Here is a 15,996-nt window from a genome sequence, read left to right on the forward strand (position 1 = left end):
GATCCTGCCGCCTCTGACGTCCTGGGGGGTGTGCGTCAAGGCTCGGGCGGCCACGGTGCCGCCATCCGCTTCCGTGCGGCGGGGGGATTCCTCCTCGTCGCACATCTTCTGCTCGTCGGGTGGATCACGCTGCGTCCACTGGACGTGCCCTGGGTGAGCGCCGCGAATCTGCGGCCACTCGCCGGGATCAAGGCGGATCTGGCGCTGGGCGGTCTCCAGGCCGCCCGCCGGATCGGTGAGAGCGTGCTGCTGCTCGCCCCGCTCGGTGTGCTGCTGCCGCTGGCCGGCGGCCGTGTCGTGGTCTCGCCGTGGGGTTCGCTGGTCCGCACGGTCGCCGCGGGGGCGCTGCTCTCGCTGGGCATCGAGCTGTTGCAGACCGGGGTTCCCGGTCAGGTCGTCGACGTCGACTCGCTGCTCCTGAACACCCTAGGGGTGGCTGTCGTGCACCTCGCGGTCGTGCCCGCGGTCCGGGCCAGGCTCCGTCGCGGTGAGGACGGCGGGAGCCGCGCGGCCCTTCCCCGGGAGGACGTGTCTCAGGGGTCGACCCCGACGATTCCCAGGGTCGGTATCGCACCGTAGAGCGACGCTTTGACCCGCTTCGCGCACGTACTGTCGACGTAATGGGGCACAAGAGAAGCCCCGACCCGACGGTTCGCGAAGGAGCCCGACATGACCGCCCTTGCCCGCCCCACCCACGGCCGGATGATCGGCGGAGTGTGCGCAGCCCTGGCCAGGCGCTTCGGCACCTCTGCCACGACGATGCGCGTGATCTTCGTGGCCTCGTGCCTGCTGCCGGGCCCGCAGTTCGTGCTCTACATCGCGATGTGGGTCCTGCTGCCCTCGGAGGACAAGGTCCGCCAGGCCTGGTGACGACAGCGCGATGGGGCGCCCCTCCGGAGAGGGGCGCCCCATCGGCGTACGCGGTGGCGGGTCAGCCGAGCGGCAGGCCGTTGATGCCGGTGCCGCCGAGCGGCAGGCCGCCGAGGAGGCCGGAGACCGGGGAGGTCGGGCCGCCCGGCTTGGGGCCGGCGGTCTTGTCGAGCGCGGGCTTGGTGGCGTTCAGGCCGCTGCCGAGGGCGTTCTGCCCGGCGGTCAGGGACTCGGAGGCGCCGGCGGCGGGGACCACGGAGGAGACGGGGCCGAGGGCGGCCGCGGGGTCGGCGGGAGCGGCGTTCGCGGCACCGGCGCCCGCGGCGGCGAAGGCGGCGCCCAGAGCGGCGACACCGAGGGTCTTGGCGGCTGACTGCTGCTTCATCTTCAATGCGTCCTTGCGTCTTCAGCTCATGGATGTGAGCGGCGGATCGGGGAGGGGGGTTGCGCGGTTCAACGACCGTAAGCAGCCCCGATCACGGCCCGGGGGCAAAGGAAAAGCGGCCGGGAAGGAGATCTCCCGGCCGCCCGCCCGCCGCGCGGACGCGGACGAATCGCGTCAGCTCCCGACAGAAGCGCTGGTCGAGACGGTCTGACGGAACAGCCATTCGGACTTCAGCTCGGCGTAGCCGGGCTTGATCACGTCGTTGATCATGGCAAGGCGTTCATCGAAAGGAATGAATGCTGATTTCATCGCATTGACTGTGAACCACTGCATGTCGTCGAGCGTGTAGCCGAACGTGCCGACCAGGTGCTCGAATTCGCGGCTCATGCTGGTGCCCGACATCAGGCGGTTGTCGGTGTTCACCGTCGCGCGGAAGTGCAGCTTGCGCAGGAGCCCGATGGGGTGCTCGGCGTACGAGGAGGCGGCGGCCGTCTGGAGGTTGGACGTCGGGCAGAGCTCCAGCGGGATCCGCTTGTCGCGCACGTACGACGCGAGGCGGCCGAGCTTCACGGTGCCGTCGTCGGCGATCTCGATGTCGTCGATGATGCGCACGCCGTGGCCGAGGCGGTCGGCGCCGCACCACTGCAGGGCCTGCCAGATCGACGGCAGGCCGAAGGCCTCGCCCGCGTGGATCGTGAAGTGGTTGTTCTCGCGCTTGAGGAACTCGAAGGCGTCGAGGTGGCGGGTGGGAGGGAAGCCCGCCTCGGCGCCCGCGATGTCGAAGCCGACCACGCCGAAATCGCGGTAGCGGTTGGCGAGTTCGGCGATCTCCAGGGCGCGGGCCGCGTGCCGCATCGCGGTGAGCAGCGCGCCGACGCGGATGCGGTGGCCGTTGGCCTTCGCGCGGCGCTCGCCCTCGCGGAAGCCTTCGTTGACCGCCTCGACGACCTCTTCGAGGGTGAGGCCCTGCTCCAGGTGCTGCTCGGGGGCGTACCTGATCTCGGCGTAGACCACGCCGTCCTCGGCGAGGTCCTCGGCGCACTCGGCGGCGACGCGCTTGAGCGCGTCCTTCGTCTGCATCACCGCGCAGGTGTGGGCGAAGGTCTCCAGGTACCGCTCCAGGGATCCGGAGTCGGCCGCCTCGCGGAACCAGATCCCGAGCTTGTCGGGGTCGGTCTCGGGCAGGTTCTCGTACCCGCAGTCGCGGGCGAGGTCGACGACCGTGCCGGGGCGCAGGCCGCCGTCGAGGTGGTCGTGCAGAAGCACCTTGGGTGCACGGCGGATCTGCTCGACGCTGGGCGTTTCACGGTCCGTGTGACCGGTCGTGTGTGTCTGGCTCGTCATTTCGGCACTCTAGCGCCTACGCGCGTAGAACTCACTGGTCGATACGTAACAGTGACCCTGCGGACGGGTGGCGTACACCATGGCTTCTGACACTGTTCTGTCATGGCACAGCAAGGGACCGCGGGGCCGGCGGGCGCGGCCAGGCTCGGGCGCGCGATCGGAACGGCGCCCTCGGCGGTGGGCGGAGCGGTGCTCCTGCTGCCCGGCGGCACCGAGACCTCCACCCGCAGGCCGTCGCCGCTCGCGGGTGCCGGCGTGCGCGCGCTGGGCCGCAGACTGGCCCACGACGGGCGCGAGGCGGGCCTCGTCGCACATGTGGTGCGCTACCGCTGCCGGGGCTGGAACGGCGCGCAGGCGGAGCTGGCCCGCGACACGGCCTGGGCGGCGGACGAGATCGTACGTCTCTACGGCGACGTCCCCGTCTGTCTCGCCGGAGTGGACATGGGCGGCCGTGCGGCGCTGCGCGCGGGCGGGCACGAGGCCGTCAACTCCGTCCTGGCGATGGCGCCCTGGCTGCCCGAGGACGATGTGGCCGCGCCACCCGAACCGGTGAAGCACCTGGCGGGGCGGCGGGTGCTCATCGTGCACGGCACGAACGACGAGCGGACCGACCCGGAGCTGTCGTTCCGGTTCGCCGAGCGGGCGAAGAAGGCCAACCGCGACGTGTGCCGGTTCGAGGTGCACTCCGACGGCCACCGGCTGCAGCAGCACCAGTCCGAAGTCCTCGCGCTGGCCTCGGACTTCGTGCTGGGCGCGCTGTTCGGTGGGGGCTTCGCCCGTCCGCTGGAGGACGCGCTGGCGGCTCCGCCGCCGCTGGGCCTGCGCATGCCGCTGGCCGCCGGCTTCGGGCAGTCACTCAGGCGCTGAGAGGCTCTGCTGCTGGTGCAGCAGCTTTCCCTTCCTGCTCAGCAGGAACTCCTTGAACGCCGCCACCGGTGGGGTGTCCGGGTGGCCGCCCAGCCAGGCCACGCCGATCTCGCGCACCGCCCGCTGCCCGGTCACCGTCAGCTCCACGACTCCGGGGCGGGGCACGGCGGGCGGCGGCAGCAGGGCCACGCCGAGGCCCGCCGCGACCAGGCCGCGCAGCGTCTCCGCCTCCTCGCCCTCGAAGGCGACGCGGGGCTTGAAGCCCGCGTCCCGGCAGAGGTCGTCCGTGATGCGGCGCAGGCCGTACCCCGGCTCCAGGGTGACGAAGGCCTCCTCGGCGGCCTCGGCGAGGCGGACCCGCTTGCGGGAGGCGAGCCGGTGGTCGTCGGGCACGACCAGGCGCAGGCGCTGCTCGTCGAGGCGGCGGGCGACCAGGTCGGGGGCGTCGGGCACGGGTGAGGTGAGGCAGAGGTCGAGCTCGCCGGCGCGCAGCCGCTCGATCATCGCCTCGCCGTAGTTCTGGACCAGGCTGAAGCGCACGCGCGGGTGGTCGGCGCGGAAGGCGCGGATCAGTCCGGGCACCGTCTCCGAGCCCATGGTGTGCAGGAAGCCGAAGGCGACCTTGCCGGTCTCCGGGTCGGCGTCGGCGCGCACCGACTCGGCGGCCCGCTCCACCTCGCCGAGCGCCCGCTCGACCGAGGCGAGGAAGGTGCGGCCCGCCGGGGTGAGCGAGACGGTGCGGCCGCGGCGCGCGAACAGGTCGACGCCCAGGTCCCGTTCGAGCCGGACGAGTGCGCGGGAGAGCGTCGACTGGGGAATCCGCATCTGCTGGGCGGCGCGCGTGACGTGCTCGGTCCTCGCGACCCCCGCGAAGTACGCGAGGCGAGGCGCGAGCAGCGTCACGATGTCCTCCACGTCACTGTTCTGTGACACGCGCGGCTGTGACCTCTGCTGATGCTGCATGGGAACGATTATGGCGATTCCATGCATTGGACGCATCAAAAAACCGGCCGTACGTTCGTGGCATGCCTCCTGCCAGTAGCGGGGCGGCCGCCACCCATGCGGCCGCCCTCACCCCGTCGTCCCCCGCCGCCGACTCCCGTCTGACCCCGGGCGGACCCGGCTACCGCCGGATGAGCTTCGCGCTCTTCCTCGCGGGCGTCGCCACCTTCGCCCTCCTCTACTCCACGCAGGCCCTCCTGCCGCTCGTCTCCACGGACTTCGGCGCGAGCGCGAGCACGGCGAGCTGGACGGTGTCGGCGGCCACGGGCGCACTGGCCCTCTTCGTCCTTCCGCTGAGCGCGCTCAGCGAGCGCTACGGGCGGCGCGCGGTGATGACGGTCTCGCTGACCGTCGCCGTCGCCGTCGGACTCCTCGTCCCCTTCGCCCCCTCGGTCGAGGTGCTGATCGCGCTGCGCGCCGTGCAGGGCGCCGCGCTCGCCGGGCTCCCCGCGTCCGCGATGGCGTTCCTCGCCGAGGAGGTGCGGCCCAAGGCGCTGGTCGGCGCGATCGGCATGTTCGTGGCGGGCAACTCCATCGGCGGCATGAGCGGCCGGATCGTCACAGGCTGGGTCGCGCAGGCCTGGGGCTGGCGCGCGGCGGTCGGCGTGGTCGGTGTCCTCGCGCTGCTGTGCGCGGTCGCCTTCCGAGCGCTGCTGCCCGCGCCGCGGCACTTCACACCGGGGACCCTCAGCCCCAAGTCCCTGGCGCGCACGGTGCGTACACACCTGTCGAACCCGCTCCTGTGCAGGCTGTACGCGATCGGGGCGCTGTTCATGACCGTCTTCGGCGCGGTCTACACGGTGATCGGATACCGGCTCACCGAGGCGCCGTTCTCGCTCCCGCAGGGCGTCATCGGCTCCATCTTCCTGGTCTACCTCGTCGGCACGGTGTCGTCGGCGGCCGCCGGGAAGCTGGTGGCCCGGCTCGGGCGGCGCGGGGCGCTGTATCTGGCGGTGAGCACGACGGCCGGCGGGCTGCTGCTCTCCCTCTCCTCCTCGCTGGTCCTCGTCCTGCTGGGGCTCGTCCTGATCACCGCGGGCTTCTTCGCGGGCCACGCGGTCGCGTCCTCCTCCGTCAGCCGTACGGCGACGACCGGGCGGGCGCAGGCGTCGGCGCTCTACCAGTCCGCGTACTACCTGGGTTCCAGCGCGGGCGGCACGCTCGGAGCGGTCGCCTTCCACGCGGGCGGCTGGGCCGGGACCGTGGGGCTCGGCGTGCTGGCCGTGCTCGGCGTCGTGTCGGTGACGGTGTGGGGCTCGCACGTCGCGCGTACGGAGCGGCGGCGCGGCCTTGTCGCGCGCTCCTGCTGATTCGACCTGCGGGTTTTCCCACTCCATGGGCCGTTGTCAGTGGGCTGCGGTAGCTTCCGATGTGTGGGGCCTCACATCGGGCTCCGCTCGGAAGCCAGGGGTGGGTGGGGATGAGCGACAGCGCAGGGACGACGACCGAGCTGGACGTCACACTGGAGAAGCACCGGGTCGAGCTGACCGGGTACTGCTATCGGATGCTGGGCTCGGCCTTCGAGGCCGAGGACGCCGTGCAGGACACGATGGTGCGCGCCTGGCGCAGCTTCGAGAAGTTCGAGGGCCGCTCCAGCATCCGCTCCTGGCTGTACCGCATCGCGACGAACGTCTGCCTGGACATGCTGAACGCAGGCAATCGCCGCGCCCGCCCCATGGACCTGACGGCCGCCGCCCCGCTGGCCCAGGCCGCGCTCAACCCCCGCCCCGACAACACCTGGCTTGAGCCGATGCCGGACGCCCGCGTCCTGCCGTCCCTGCACGACCCCGCCGAGGCCGCGGTCGCCAAGGAGTCCGTGCGCCTCGCGTTCGTCGCCGCGCTGCAGAGCCTGCCGCCCAAGCAGCGTGCGGTGCTGATCCTGCGCGAGGTGCTCGCGTGGAAGGCCAGCGAGGTCGCCGAGCTGATCGACACCTCCGTCGCCTCGGTGAACAGCGCGCTGCAGCGGGCCCGCGCCACCCTCGCCGAGCGGCCGGCGGACGACACGGCCGTCTCCGATCCGCTCGACGAGGAGCAGCAGAAGCTCCTCGACCGCTATGTGGCGGCCTTCGAGGGGTATGACATGGCGGCGCTCACCGCGCTGCTCGCCGAGGACGCCGTCATGACGATGCCGCCGTTCGACCTGTGGCTGCGCGGCACGGCGGACATCACGGGCTTCATGTCCACGATGGGCGCCCCGTGCGCCAACGGCCGCCTCCTGCCGGTGAAGGTGAACGGCACGCCGGGCTTCGCGCAGTACAAGCCCGACCCCGACAACGGCGGCTTCATGCCCTGGTCGATCCAGGTCGTGGAGATCTCAGAGGGCCGTATCGCCGGTTTCCACTGCTTCCTGGACACCCAGCGGTGGTTCCCGCTGTTCGGAGTGCCCCTCCATCTCGACGACTAGGCCGCAGAGTTCGACGAGCCCGACGAGCCCGATCAGCGCCAGCAGTCCGGGGGCGGGATTCCTGAGCCGGATCCGGCCCCCGGCCCTTCGCGCGGCGAGGTGCAGGCGGGCGATCGCGTCGACGGTGGTGAGGTCGGCGGTGGTCACGGCGGAGACATCGCAGATCACGTCGCTCGGCGTGCCGTCGCCGGGTCCGTGCCGGGCGGCTGCCACCTGCTCGCAGAGGGACGGGATGTCGCCGGCGCGCAGGGGCCCGGCGATGCGGATGAGGTGCTCTCGGGAATCGGCCACGCAGGGTGGACCGGTGCGGCGGGCGGAACTCATCGGTGAGCGCGCCCGCGATGAGGCCTGCCCGCGTCAGTCCGTGGGGAACGCGCTGGTGTCGAGCTCCAGCCCGAAGGGCTCGGGGAGCGCGATGGGCTCCCCGAACTTGCCGGCGCGCAGGACTCGGTAGACGTCACCTCGGGGTTCGCCGTAGAGGGTGATGGTGGGGCCACCGGGGGCCCAGCGGTCGATGAGGAGGTAGAGGGGAATGCCTGCGGTGGCGTAGGCGGCGGGTTTGCTGATGCGGTCGTGACGGGCGTTGGAGGGAGAGGTCACCTCGACGACGAGCTCGGCGGCGCCCGCCGGGGCGTACGCCCCCGGAGCTTCGACGTCTGCGAGGGGGATCACGACGAGGTCGGGGATGGGCCACCGATCCCAGCATGCCGAACGGGACCGGCGGCGGTCCACCGATCCCGTTCACCCGTACGAGTCACCGCAGCCGACGAGTCAGCCGATCCGGTCCAGAACGATCGGGGTCGGCGAGAAGGACGTCCCCGCCGGCGCGATGTCGTACGAACCCTCGACCGACTCCAGTGCGTACGCGAACCGCTCCGGCGTGTCGGTGTGCAGGGTCATCAAGGGGGCGCCCGCCTCGACGGAGTCGCCCGGCTTCGCGTGGAGCTCGACGCCCGCGCCCGCCTGGACCACGTCCTCCTTGCGCGCACGGCCCGCGCCGAGACGCCAGGCGGCGACCCCGATGTCGTACGCGTCGAGGCGGGTGAGGACACCGGACGACGGGGCGGTGATCACATGCTGCTCGCGTGCCACCGGCAGCTCCGCGTCCGGGTCGCCGCCCTGCGCCGCGATCATGCGGCGCCACACGTCCATCGCGGAGCCGTCCGCGAGGGCCTTCGCGGGGTCGGCGTCCTTGAGGCCCGCCGCGTCGAGCATCTCGCGGGCGAGGGCGAGGGTGAGCTCGACGACGTCCGCGGGGCCGCCGCCCGCGAGGACCTCCACGGACTCGCGGACCTCAAGGGAGTTGCCCGCCGTCAGGCCGAGCGGCGTCGACATGTCGGTGAGCAGGGCCACCGTGCGGACACCGCTGTCCGTGCCCAGCTCGACCATCGTCGAGGCCAGTTCCCTGGCGTCGTCGAGGTTCTTCATGAAGGCGCCGGTGCCGACCTTCACGTCGAGGACGAGCGAGCCCGTGCCCTCGGCGATCTTCTTCGACATGATGGAGGAGGCGATCAGCGGGATCGCCTCGACCGTGCCGGTGACGTCGCGCAGCGCGTACAGCTTCTTGTCGGCGGGGGCCAGGCCGTCGCCCGCCGCGCAGATGACCGAGCCGACGCCGTCGAGGACGCTCAGCATCTCCTCGTTGGAGAGCAGCGCGCGCCAGCCGGGGATGGCCTCCAGCTTGTCGAGGGTGCCGCCGGTGTGGCCGAGGCCGCGGCCGGACAGCTGCGGGACGGCCGCGCCGCACGCGGCGACCAGCGGGGCGAGCGGCAGAGTGATCTTGTCGCCGACGCCGCCGGTGGAGTGCTTGTCGGCGGTGGGGCGGGAGAGCGAGGAGAAGTCCATGCGCTCGCCGGACGCGATCATCGCGGCGGTCCAGCGGGCGATCTCCTTGCGGTTCATGCCGTTGAGCAGGATCGCCATCGCGAGGGACGACATCTGCTCGTCGGCGACCGCGCCGCGGGTGTAGGCGTCGATGACCCAGTCGATCTGCTCGTCGCTGAGCTCGCCCCGGTCGCGCTTGGTGCGGATGACGGAGATGACGTCCATGGCATGTCCTTCCAGCAGTTACGGCGTCGTACCGGCCAGACTCTACGCGCATAGAGCAAGGCCACGGAGAAGGCCCCCGCCAACAGGCGGGGGCCGGGGCTCAGTTGAGGTGCTGCGGGCCGAACGCGTCCGGCAGCATGTCCGCGAGCGTGCGCACGCCCGAGGCCGTCTCCAGGAGCAGCTCGGGCCCCCCGAACTCGTACAGCAGCTGACGGCAGCGCCCGCACGGCATCAGGATCTCGCCCTTGCCGTCCACGCAGGTGAAGTGCGTGAGGCGGCCGCCGCCGGTCAGCTGGAGCTGGGAGACCAGGCCGCACTCGGCGCAGAGGCCGAGGCCGTAGGAGGCGTTCTCCACGTTGCAGCCGGAGACGGTCCTGCCGTCGTCGACCAGGGCCGCGGCGCCGACCGGGAAGCCCGAGTAGGGGGCGTACGCGCGGGACATGGCCTCGCGCGCGGCCTCCCGCAGGGCGTCCCAGTCGGTGTCCGTGGCGGTGGTCGTCACTTTCCTTGGCCCTTCCGGTACGGCATTCCGTCCGCCTTCGGCATCCGCAGCCGCTGGGCGGAGAGCGAGAGGACCAGCAGGGTCACCACGTACGGAGTGGCGGTGACGACCTGGTTGGGCACCTCGTCGGTCAAGCCGTACCACAGGAACATCAGCGCGGAGACGGCCGCAGTGATCACCGCGGGGACGTACCGCTTGCGCCAGGCGAGGTAGACCGCGCCGATGACCAGCAGGATCGCGATGAGCAGGAGCAGCGCGTGGACGTTGGTGCCGCCGCCCCGGAGCTTCAGGCTGTCGGTGTAACCGAAGAGTCCGGCGCCGAGGGCGAGCCCGCCGGGCATCCAGTTGCCGAAGATCATCGCGGCGAGGCCGATGTAGCCGCGGCCGCCGGTCTGGCCCTCCAGATAGATGTTGGAGGCGACGAGGGAGAGGAAGGCACCGCCGAGCCCGGCGAGGCCGCCGGAGATGACCACGGCCAGGTACTTGTACTTGTAGACGTTGACGCCGAGCGACTCGGCGGCGATCGGGTTCTCGCCGCAGGAGCGCAGGCGCAGACCGAACGACGTGCGCCACAGGATCCACCAGCTCAGCGGGACCATGGCGACCGCGACGACGGTCAGCGGCGACAGGTCGGTGAACAGGCCGCCGAAGAGGCCGGCGAGGTCGGAGACCAGGAACCAGTGCTTGCCGTTGAGGTCGGCGAGCCAGTCGGAGAGGCCCGGCACGGAGAAGTTCCCGAGCGATTCGACGGGCGGCGACTGCTTCGACGTACCGCCCTCCTCGCCCTCGAAGGCGAAGGTCGCGAGGTAGCGGGTGGCGCCGAGGGCCAGGATGTTGAGGGCCACACCGGAGACGATGTGGTTGACGTTGAAGGTGATCGTGACGATCGCGTGCAGCAGGCCGCCGAGCGCGCCGCCGAGGATGCCGAAGAGGACGCCCACCCACGGGCCCCACTGGAAGCCGGCCCAGGCACCGAACCAGGTGCCGAGGATCAGCATGCCTTCGAGGCCGATGTTGACGACACCCGCGCGCTCGGCCCACAGGCCGCCGAGGCCCGCGAGACCGATCGGCACGGCGAGCTTGAGCGCCGTGGACATCTGGCCGGTGGACGTGATGCCGTCGGCACCGGTGATCATGCGGACCACGGAGGTCAGCACCAGGACGCCCGCGATGACCAGCAGGAGGACGGGGAGCGAGATGCGGCGGCGGCCCGGCGCGGGCTGCTCGGCCGAGGGCTTGGCGACGGTTGCCGAGCTCATCGGGCAGCCACCTCCTTCACGGAGTCGTTGTTGCCGTTCGCCCGGGCGGCGGCGGCCAGTTCCTCACCGACGCGGCGCTGCTGCCGGCGCAGGCCCCAGCGGCGCACCTCCTCGTAGGAGACGACGACCGCGATCACGATGAGGCCCTGCATGATCACCGCGATCTCCTTGTCGTACGCCTCGGGCTGGGCGTAGTCGAGGGCGGGCGAGGCCTTGTCGAGGAAGGCCCAGAGCAGCGCCGCGAAGGCGATGCCGACGGGGTTGTTGCGGCCGAGGAGCGCGATGCCGATGGCGGTGAAGCCGAGGCCCGCGGGGAAGGAGAGGCTGTACGTGTGGGTGTCGCCGAGCAGGATCGGCAGGCCCGCGAGGCCCGACACCGCGCCGGAGATCAGCATCGCGCTGAGCACCATGCGCTTGGCGTTGACGCCGGAGGCCGCGGCGGCCGACTCGGAGGCGCCGGTGGCGCGCAGGTCGAAGCCGAACCGGGTGCGGTTGAGGACGAGCCAGTACAGGACGCCGGCGAGGACCGCGATGACGACGAAGCCGTAGATCTCGCCGCCCGCCACCTTGATGCCGGGGAACCAGCCGGACTTCTCCATGACGCCGGTGGTCTGGTTGTTGCCGACCGGGACGCCGAAGTTCTCGGTGAGGGTGAGGTAGGCGATGACGCTCGTCGCGATGGCGTTGAGCATGATCGTGGCGACCACCTCGCTGACGCCGCGGGTGGTCTTGAGGACGCCCGCGATGCCGGCCCAGAAGGCGCCGGTGAGCATGGCGACCAGCATGAGCACGGGGATCTGCAGGAACGACGGCAGCGCGAGGTGCGTGCCGACGACCGCGGTGATCATCGCGGCGAGGCGGTACTGGCCGTCCACACCGATGTTGAACAGGTTCATGCGGAAGCCGATGGCCACCGCGAGCGCCGCCAGGTAGTACATGCCCGCCTGGTTGAGGATCAGCACCTGGACGTCGGAGAAGGTGGCCTGCTCCAGCATCAGGCTGTACGGCTCGATCGGGCTCTTGCCCGACGCGAGCAGGACGACCGAGGTCAGTGCCACGGCCGCGATCAGCGCGATGACCGGTCCGGCCACCGCGAGGAGCACGCGCTCCCTGTCGAACTTCTTCATCGGGCCTCGTCCTCCGGGGCGTCTTCTTCCACGTGCTCCAGGTGACCCGAGGCGGCACCGGTCATCGCCGAGCCGAGCTCCTCCGGCGTGATGGTGGCCGGGTCGGCGTCCGCCACGAGCCGTCCGCGGTAGATGACGCGGAGCGTGTCGGAGAGGCCGATCAGCTCGTCCAGGTCGGCGGAGATCAGCAGCACGGCCAGGCCTTCGCGGCGGGCCTCGCGGATCTGGTCCCAGATCTGCGCCTGCGCGCCGACGTCCACACCGCGGGTGGGGTGGGCGGCGATCAGGAAGCGCGGGCTGTGGCTCATCTCGCGGCCGACGATCAGCTTCTGCTGGTTGCCGCCGGAGAGGGAGGCCGCCGTCACGTCGATGCCGGGCGTACGGACGTCGTACTCCTCGACGATGCGGCGGGTGTCGGCCTGCGCGCCCTTGGGGTCGAGCCAGAAGCCGCGCGCGTTGGGCTTCTCGGTGACGTGGCCGAGGATGCGGTTCTCCCACAGCGGGGACTCCAGGAGGAGGCCGTGGCGGTGGCGGTCCTCGGGGATGTACCCGATGCCGTCCTCGCGCCGCTTGCGGGTGGGTACGGCGGTGATGTCCTCGCCCGCCATCCGGATCACGCCGGAGTCGGCGTGCTTGAGGCCGATCAGCGCGTCGATCAGCTCGGTCTGGCCGTTGCCCTCGACGCCCGCGATGCCGAGGACCTCGCCCTCGTGGATCGTGAAGGAGATGTCGTCGAGCAGGGCGCGGCCCGACTCGCCGTCGGCGAGCAGCTTGAGGCCCTCGACCTGGATCATCGGACGGTCGGTGACCGTCGACTCCGCGGTCTCGGGGGTGGGCAGTTCGCTGCCGACCATCAGCTCGGCGAGCTGGCGCGGCGTCGTCTCGGACGGCACCGCCGTGCCGACCGTCGTGCCCCGCCGGATGACGGTGATGTCGTCGGCGACGGACAGGACTTCACCGAGCTTGTGCGAGATGAAGATGACGGACAGGCCCTCGGCCTTGAGCTCGCGGAGGTTGGCGAAGAGCGCGTCGACCTCCTGCGGCACGAGCACGGCCGTCGGCTCGTCGAGGATCAGCGTGGTGGCGCCGCGGTAGAGGACCTTGAGGATCTCCACGCGCTGCCGGTCGGCGACGCCGAGGTCCTCCACGTACGCGTCGGGGCGCACGCCGAGGCCGTAGCGGTCGGAGAGGTCGAGGATCGCTCGGCGGGCTGCGCCGCCGATGCCGTGCAGCTTCTCGCTGCCGAGAACGATGTTCTCCAGGACGGTCAGCTGGTCGGCGAGCATGAAGTGCTGGTGCACCATGCCGATGCCGCGGGCGATGGCGTCGGCGGGGCTGCCGAAGGCGACCTGCTCGCCGTCGACGGTGATGGTGCCCTCGTCCGGCTTCTGCATGCCGTAGAGGATCTTCATCAGGGTCGACTTGCCCGCGCCGTTCTCGCCGACGAGGGCGTGCACGGTGCCCTTGCGGACGGTCAGGTGGATGTCGTGGTTGGCGACGACTCCAGGGAAGCGCTTGGTGATGCCGACGAGTTCGACGGCGATGGGCGGAGGGTTGGTGGACGCGTCGATGGCGCACTCTCCTCGGGGGCCAGAAGGCCTGAAGGGCCTGAAGGAAAGGGGCCGCCTACGCGCGCAGTGCCCCTGCTACTGACTGATGCTCAGCTGTGGATGTGGTCCGCGCGAACGGGGCGCGGGGGAAACATCGTCCCCCACACCCCGTCGCACGAGAATCACGCTGCCGTTACGGGCAGTCGATGCGGCAACCGCGCCGTCACGGCGTGGTCTTGACCTTGATCTTGCCGCCCTTGATGCCCTCTTCGGCCTTCTTCAGGGCCGCCTGGACGTCCTTCATCTTCATGAACTCGGGGTTCGAGTCGGCGAGCGCGACACCGCCCGACTTGAGGTCGGCGCGGACGACGCCGCCCTTGGCGGTGCCGTCCTCGACGGCCTTCGCCAGGTTGTACACGGAGCCCGCGACGTCCTTGGTCGCCGAGGTCAGGATGTACTTCTTGTACTTGGCGAGGGCGTCCTGCTTGTACTGGTCGGAGTCCACACCGATCGCCCAGACCTTCTTGGCGGCCGCGGCCTCGATGACGCCCTGACCGGAGAGGCCCGCGGCGTGGTAGACCACGTCGGCGCCCTTCTCGATCTGGCCCTGCGCGGCGGTCTTGCCCTTGTCGGGGCTGGAGAAGCCGCCGTCCTCGGCCTTCTCGGTCAGGTACTGCTTGACGACCTTGACCTTGGGGTTCGTGTCCTTGACGCCCTGCGCGAAGCCCGCCTCGAACTTGTGGATGAGGGGGACGTCCACGCCGCCGACGAAGCCGACGGTCTTGGACTTGGTGGCCTTGGCGGCCACGACGCCCGCGAGGTAGGACGCCTCCTGCTCGCTGAAGACCAGGTCGGAGACGTTGTCGGCCTTGACCGTCTCGTCGTCGACGATGCCGAAGGTGGTCTTCGGGAACTTCTCCGAGACCTCCTTGATGGCGGGCGCGTACGCGTAGCCGACGCCGATGACCGGGTTGTAGCCCTGCTTGGCGAGCTGCGTCAGACGCTGCGTCTTGTCGGCGTCGGACTCGCCGTCGACCGGCTCGACGGCCTTCTCGCCGGTCTTGAACTCCTTGGCGGCCTTCTTCATGCCGACGGTCGCGGCGTCGTTGAAGGACTGGTCGCCGGCGCCGCCGACGTCGTAGGCGATGGCGACGCCCTTGTTCTTGTCGTCCTTGCTCGCGGCGGCGTCGCTGGACGTGCCACCACAGGCGGAGACGGTTACGGCAAGAGCGGCGGTCGCGGCGCCCGCGACAGCTATTCGAGACACCCGGCGCATAGAGACGAACTCCTTAGTACAAGCAAGCACAAGCACGTTCGAGCGCCTCACCCGGCGCTGATTTCGCCGCAGCGTAACGCGCGTAGACCTGACATAAGAACCCTTCTGTCCGGTCCGTTATCGACCTGTGGCCACCGGGTGTCGGGGGGCCGAACGACTGGTGGGCGCCCCCCTGATGGGGGGCGCCCAGTCGCCACACGCAGTACTACGTAAAACGTCGCGGACCGCCCGCTACGGAACGATCTTCACCTCGACCTTGCCGCCGATGATGTCCTTCTCCGCTTTCTCCACGGCGGCGACGACGTCCTTCATCTCCCGGTACTTCGGATTCGAGTCGGAGAAGCCGACGCGGCCCGACTTGAGGTCGTACCGCTGTTCGCCCTTCATCGGCTTGCCCTCGACGACCGACTTCGTCAGGTCGTAGACCGCGCCGCCGACGTCCTTGAACGCCGAGCCGAGGATGTGGTCCTTGTACTTGGCGAGGGCCTTCTGCTTGTACTGGTCGGAGTCGACGCCGATGGCCCACTTCTTCTGCGAGCCCGCCTCCTGGATGACGCCCTGGCCCGAGAGTCCCGCCGCGTGGTAGATCACGTCCGCGCCGGCCTCGATCTGGCCGCTCGCCGCGTTCTGACCCTTGTCCGGGCTGGAGAATCCGCCCTCCTCGGGCTTCTCGGTCAGATAGCGCTTCTCGATTTTGATCTTGGGGTCGACGGATTTCACGCCCTGCACGAATCCGGCCTCGAATTTGTGGATGAGCGGAATGTCCACGCCTCCCACGAATCCGACGTGTTTGACCTTGGTCGCCTTCGCGGCGGCGACGCCCGCCAGATAGGAGCCCTGTTCCTCGTGGAAGACCAGGTCGGCGACGTTGTCCGCCTTCACGGTGTTGTCGTCGATGATCCCGAAAGTGGTGTCGGGGAACTTCTTGGCCGCCGCCTCCACCGCGGGCGCGTAGACGAAGCCGACGCCGATGACCGGGTCGTAGCCCTGCCTGGCGAGCTGTTCGAGGCGCTGGACCTTGTCGGCGCTGGACTCGCCGTCGCCCGGCTCCATGTCCACGCCACCGATCTTGAACTCCTTGCGGGCCTTCGAATAGCCCGCGTAGGCGGCGTCGTTGAAGGACTGGTCGCCCTGCCCGCCGATGTCGTACGCGAGTCCGATCCCCTTGCCCTTGTACGAGGAGCCTGCGGGGCCCTTGCTGCTGTCGTCCCGTGAGGCCTCGTTGCTCGTCTCGCCGCAGCCGGCCGCGGCGAGGGCGAGGACCGCGAAGGCGGCGGTGATGTGAGTGGCGCGAGATTTCCGGGACCGGGACTGCCGGGTTTTCGAAGAGAGACGACGCACAGGAAGCACCCCTTGATCGC

The 15,996-nt window shown here is 70.6% G+C and carries 16 protein-coding genes and 1 pseudogene; 5 read left to right on the top strand and 12 right to left on the bottom strand.

Annotated elements, in window-relative coordinates; translation table 11 throughout:
• The first annotated feature begins 30 nt into the window (after nt 1-30).
• Nucleotides 31-579, top strand: a complete 549-nt coding sequence (locus AB0H82_RS16400) for a VanZ family protein (RefSeq protein ID WP_362993157.1) — start codon at nt 31-33, stop codon at nt 577-579.
• Between the two features lie 90 nt (nt 580-669).
• Entirely contained in the window at nt 670-870 is a 201-nt protein-coding gene (locus AB0H82_RS16405; protein ID WP_362993159.1) for a PspC domain-containing protein, read from the top strand.
• 61 nt (nt 871-931) lie between these two features.
• Here AB0H82_RS16405 and AB0H82_RS16410 read toward each other — a convergent pair whose 3' ends face one another.
• Nucleotides 932-1,255 (bottom strand): ATP-binding protein, encoded by a 324-nt coding sequence (locus AB0H82_RS16410; RefSeq protein WP_362993161.1) that lies wholly within the window; start codon nt 1,253-1,255, stop codon nt 932-934.
• Nucleotides 1,256-1,429: 174 nt separating this feature from the next.
• A complete protein-coding gene (locus AB0H82_RS16415) occupies nt 1,430-2,599 on the bottom strand; it encodes an adenosine deaminase (RefSeq protein WP_362993162.1) in 1,170 nt (389 codons plus the stop codon).
• A gap of 102 nt (nt 2,600-2,701) precedes the next feature.
• Here AB0H82_RS16415 and AB0H82_RS16420 point away from each other — a divergent pair, with 102 nt between their 5' ends.
• On the top strand, nt 2,702-3,466 hold the full coding sequence (locus AB0H82_RS16420; RefSeq protein ID WP_362993164.1) for an alpha/beta hydrolase: 765 nt from the start codon (nt 2,702-2,704) through the stop codon (nt 3,464-3,466).
• On the opposite strand, the gene AB0H82_RS16425 is transcribed toward AB0H82_RS16420, so the two are convergent.
• A complete protein-coding gene (locus tag AB0H82_RS16425; RefSeq protein ID WP_362993166.1) occupies nt 3,452-4,429 on the bottom strand; it encodes a LysR family transcriptional regulator in 978 nt (325 codons plus the stop codon). The two genes, AB0H82_RS16420 and AB0H82_RS16425, sit on opposite strands and share 15 nt — an antisense overlap.
• Nucleotides 4,430-4,491: 62 nt before the next feature.
• Between AB0H82_RS16425 and AB0H82_RS16430 the strand changes: the two genes are divergently transcribed.
• Together AB0H82_RS16430 and AB0H82_RS16435 are read left to right on the top strand one after the other, a co-directional pair.
• Nucleotides 4,492-5,778, top strand: a complete 1,287-nt coding sequence (locus tag AB0H82_RS16430; protein ID WP_362993168.1) for an MFS transporter — start codon at nt 4,492-4,494, stop codon at nt 5,776-5,778.
• A gap of 110 nt (nt 5,779-5,888) precedes the next feature.
• Complete coding sequence (locus AB0H82_RS16435; RefSeq protein WP_362993170.1) at nt 5,889-6,872, top strand: sigma-70 family RNA polymerase sigma factor; 984 nt, start codon at nt 5,889-5,891, stop codon at nt 6,870-6,872.
• Here the strand turns inward: AB0H82_RS16435 and AB0H82_RS16440 are convergent.
• From AB0H82_RS16440 to AB0H82_RS16480, 9 genes and pseudogenes are all read right to left on the bottom strand, one after another.
• Entirely contained in the window at nt 6,783-7,163 is a 381-nt protein-coding gene (locus AB0H82_RS16440) for an STAS domain-containing protein (RefSeq protein WP_362993172.1), read from the bottom strand. The two genes, AB0H82_RS16435 and AB0H82_RS16440, sit on opposite strands and share 90 nt — an antisense overlap.
• A gap of 66 nt (nt 7,164-7,229) precedes the next feature.
• Nucleotides 7,230-7,559: pseudogene (locus AB0H82_RS16445) on the bottom strand (Uma2 family endonuclease); the annotation flags it as partial.
• Between the two features lie 84 nt (nt 7,560-7,643).
• Nucleotides 7,644-8,921: a thymidine phosphorylase gene (locus tag AB0H82_RS16450; RefSeq protein WP_362993174.1), complete on the bottom strand. Its 1,278-nt coding sequence runs from the start codon at nt 8,919-8,921 to the stop codon at nt 7,644-7,646.
• Nucleotides 8,922-9,021: 100 nt separating this feature from the next.
• A complete protein-coding gene (locus AB0H82_RS16455) occupies nt 9,022-9,423 on the bottom strand; it encodes a cytidine deaminase (RefSeq protein WP_362993176.1) in 402 nt (133 codons plus the stop codon).
• Complete coding sequence (locus tag AB0H82_RS16460; protein ID WP_362993178.1) at nt 9,420-10,682, bottom strand: ABC transporter permease; 1,263 nt, start codon at nt 10,680-10,682, stop codon at nt 9,420-9,422. The genes AB0H82_RS16455 and AB0H82_RS16460 overlap by 4 nt, the downstream gene beginning before the upstream one ends.
• The gene (locus AB0H82_RS16465) at nt 10,679-11,809 is read right to left on the bottom strand and encodes an ABC transporter permease (RefSeq protein ID WP_362993180.1); all 1,131 of its coding nucleotides are present in this window, start codon (nt 11,807-11,809) and stop codon (nt 10,679-10,681) included. The genes AB0H82_RS16460 and AB0H82_RS16465 overlap by 4 nt, the downstream gene beginning before the upstream one ends.
• Nucleotides 11,806-13,380, bottom strand: coding sequence for an ABC transporter ATP-binding protein (locus AB0H82_RS16470; RefSeq protein WP_362993426.1), 1,575 nt, complete (start codon nt 13,378-13,380; stop codon nt 11,806-11,808). Before AB0H82_RS16470 ends, AB0H82_RS16465 begins: the two co-directional genes overlap by 4 nt.
• Nucleotides 13,381-13,582: 202 nt before the next feature.
• The gene (locus tag AB0H82_RS16475; protein WP_362993182.1) at nt 13,583-14,635 is read right to left on the bottom strand and encodes a BMP family ABC transporter substrate-binding protein; all 1,053 of its coding nucleotides are present in this window, start codon (nt 14,633-14,635) and stop codon (nt 13,583-13,585) included.
• A 231-nt stretch (nt 14,636-14,866) separates the two neighbouring features.
• The gene (locus tag AB0H82_RS16480; RefSeq protein WP_362993428.1) at nt 14,867-15,916 is read right to left on the bottom strand and encodes a BMP family ABC transporter substrate-binding protein; all 1,050 of its coding nucleotides are present in this window, start codon (nt 15,914-15,916) and stop codon (nt 14,867-14,869) included.
• Nucleotides 15,917-15,996 lie beyond the last annotated feature (80 nt).

This window comes from Streptomyces sp. NPDC050732 (assembly GCF_040654255.1).
Classification (GTDB): Bacteria; Actinomycetota; Actinomycetes; order Streptomycetales; family Streptomycetaceae; genus Streptomyces.

Coding starts and splice junctions, on each gene's coding strand:
- AB0H82_RS16405 (WP_362993159.1), top strand. CDS start 670: ATGACCGCCCTTGCCCGCCCCACCCACGGCCGGATGATCGGCGGAGTG.
- AB0H82_RS16410 (WP_362993161.1), bottom strand. CDS start 1,255: ATGAAGCAGCAGTCAGCCGCCAAGACCCTCGGTGTCGCCGCTCTGGGC.
- AB0H82_RS16415 (WP_362993162.1), bottom strand. CDS start 2,599: ATGACGAGCCAGACACACACGACCGGTCACACGGACCGTGAAACGCCC.
- AB0H82_RS16420 (WP_362993164.1), top strand. CDS start 2,702: ATGGCACAGCAAGGGACCGCGGGGCCGGCGGGCGCGGCCAGGCTCGGG.
- AB0H82_RS16425 (WP_362993166.1), bottom strand. CDS start 4,429: ATGCAGCATCAGCAGAGGTCACAGCCGCGCGTGTCACAGAACAGTGAC.
- AB0H82_RS16430 (WP_362993168.1), top strand. CDS start 4,492: ATGCCTCCTGCCAGTAGCGGGGCGGCCGCCACCCATGCGGCCGCCCTC.
- AB0H82_RS16435 (WP_362993170.1), top strand. CDS start 5,889: ATGAGCGACAGCGCAGGGACGACGACCGAGCTGGACGTCACACTGGAG.
- AB0H82_RS16450 (WP_362993174.1), bottom strand. CDS start 8,921: ATGGACGTCATCTCCGTCATCCGCACCAAGCGCGACCGGGGCGAGCTC.
- AB0H82_RS16460 (WP_362993178.1), bottom strand. CDS start 10,682: ATGAGCTCGGCAACCGTCGCCAAGCCCTCGGCCGAGCAGCCCGCGCCG.
- AB0H82_RS16465 (WP_362993180.1), bottom strand. CDS start 11,809: ATGAAGAAGTTCGACAGGGAGCGCGTGCTCCTCGCGGTGGCCGGACCG.
- AB0H82_RS16475 (WP_362993182.1), bottom strand. CDS start 14,635: ATGCGCCGGGTGTCTCGAATAGCTGTCGCGGGCGCCGCGACCGCCGCT.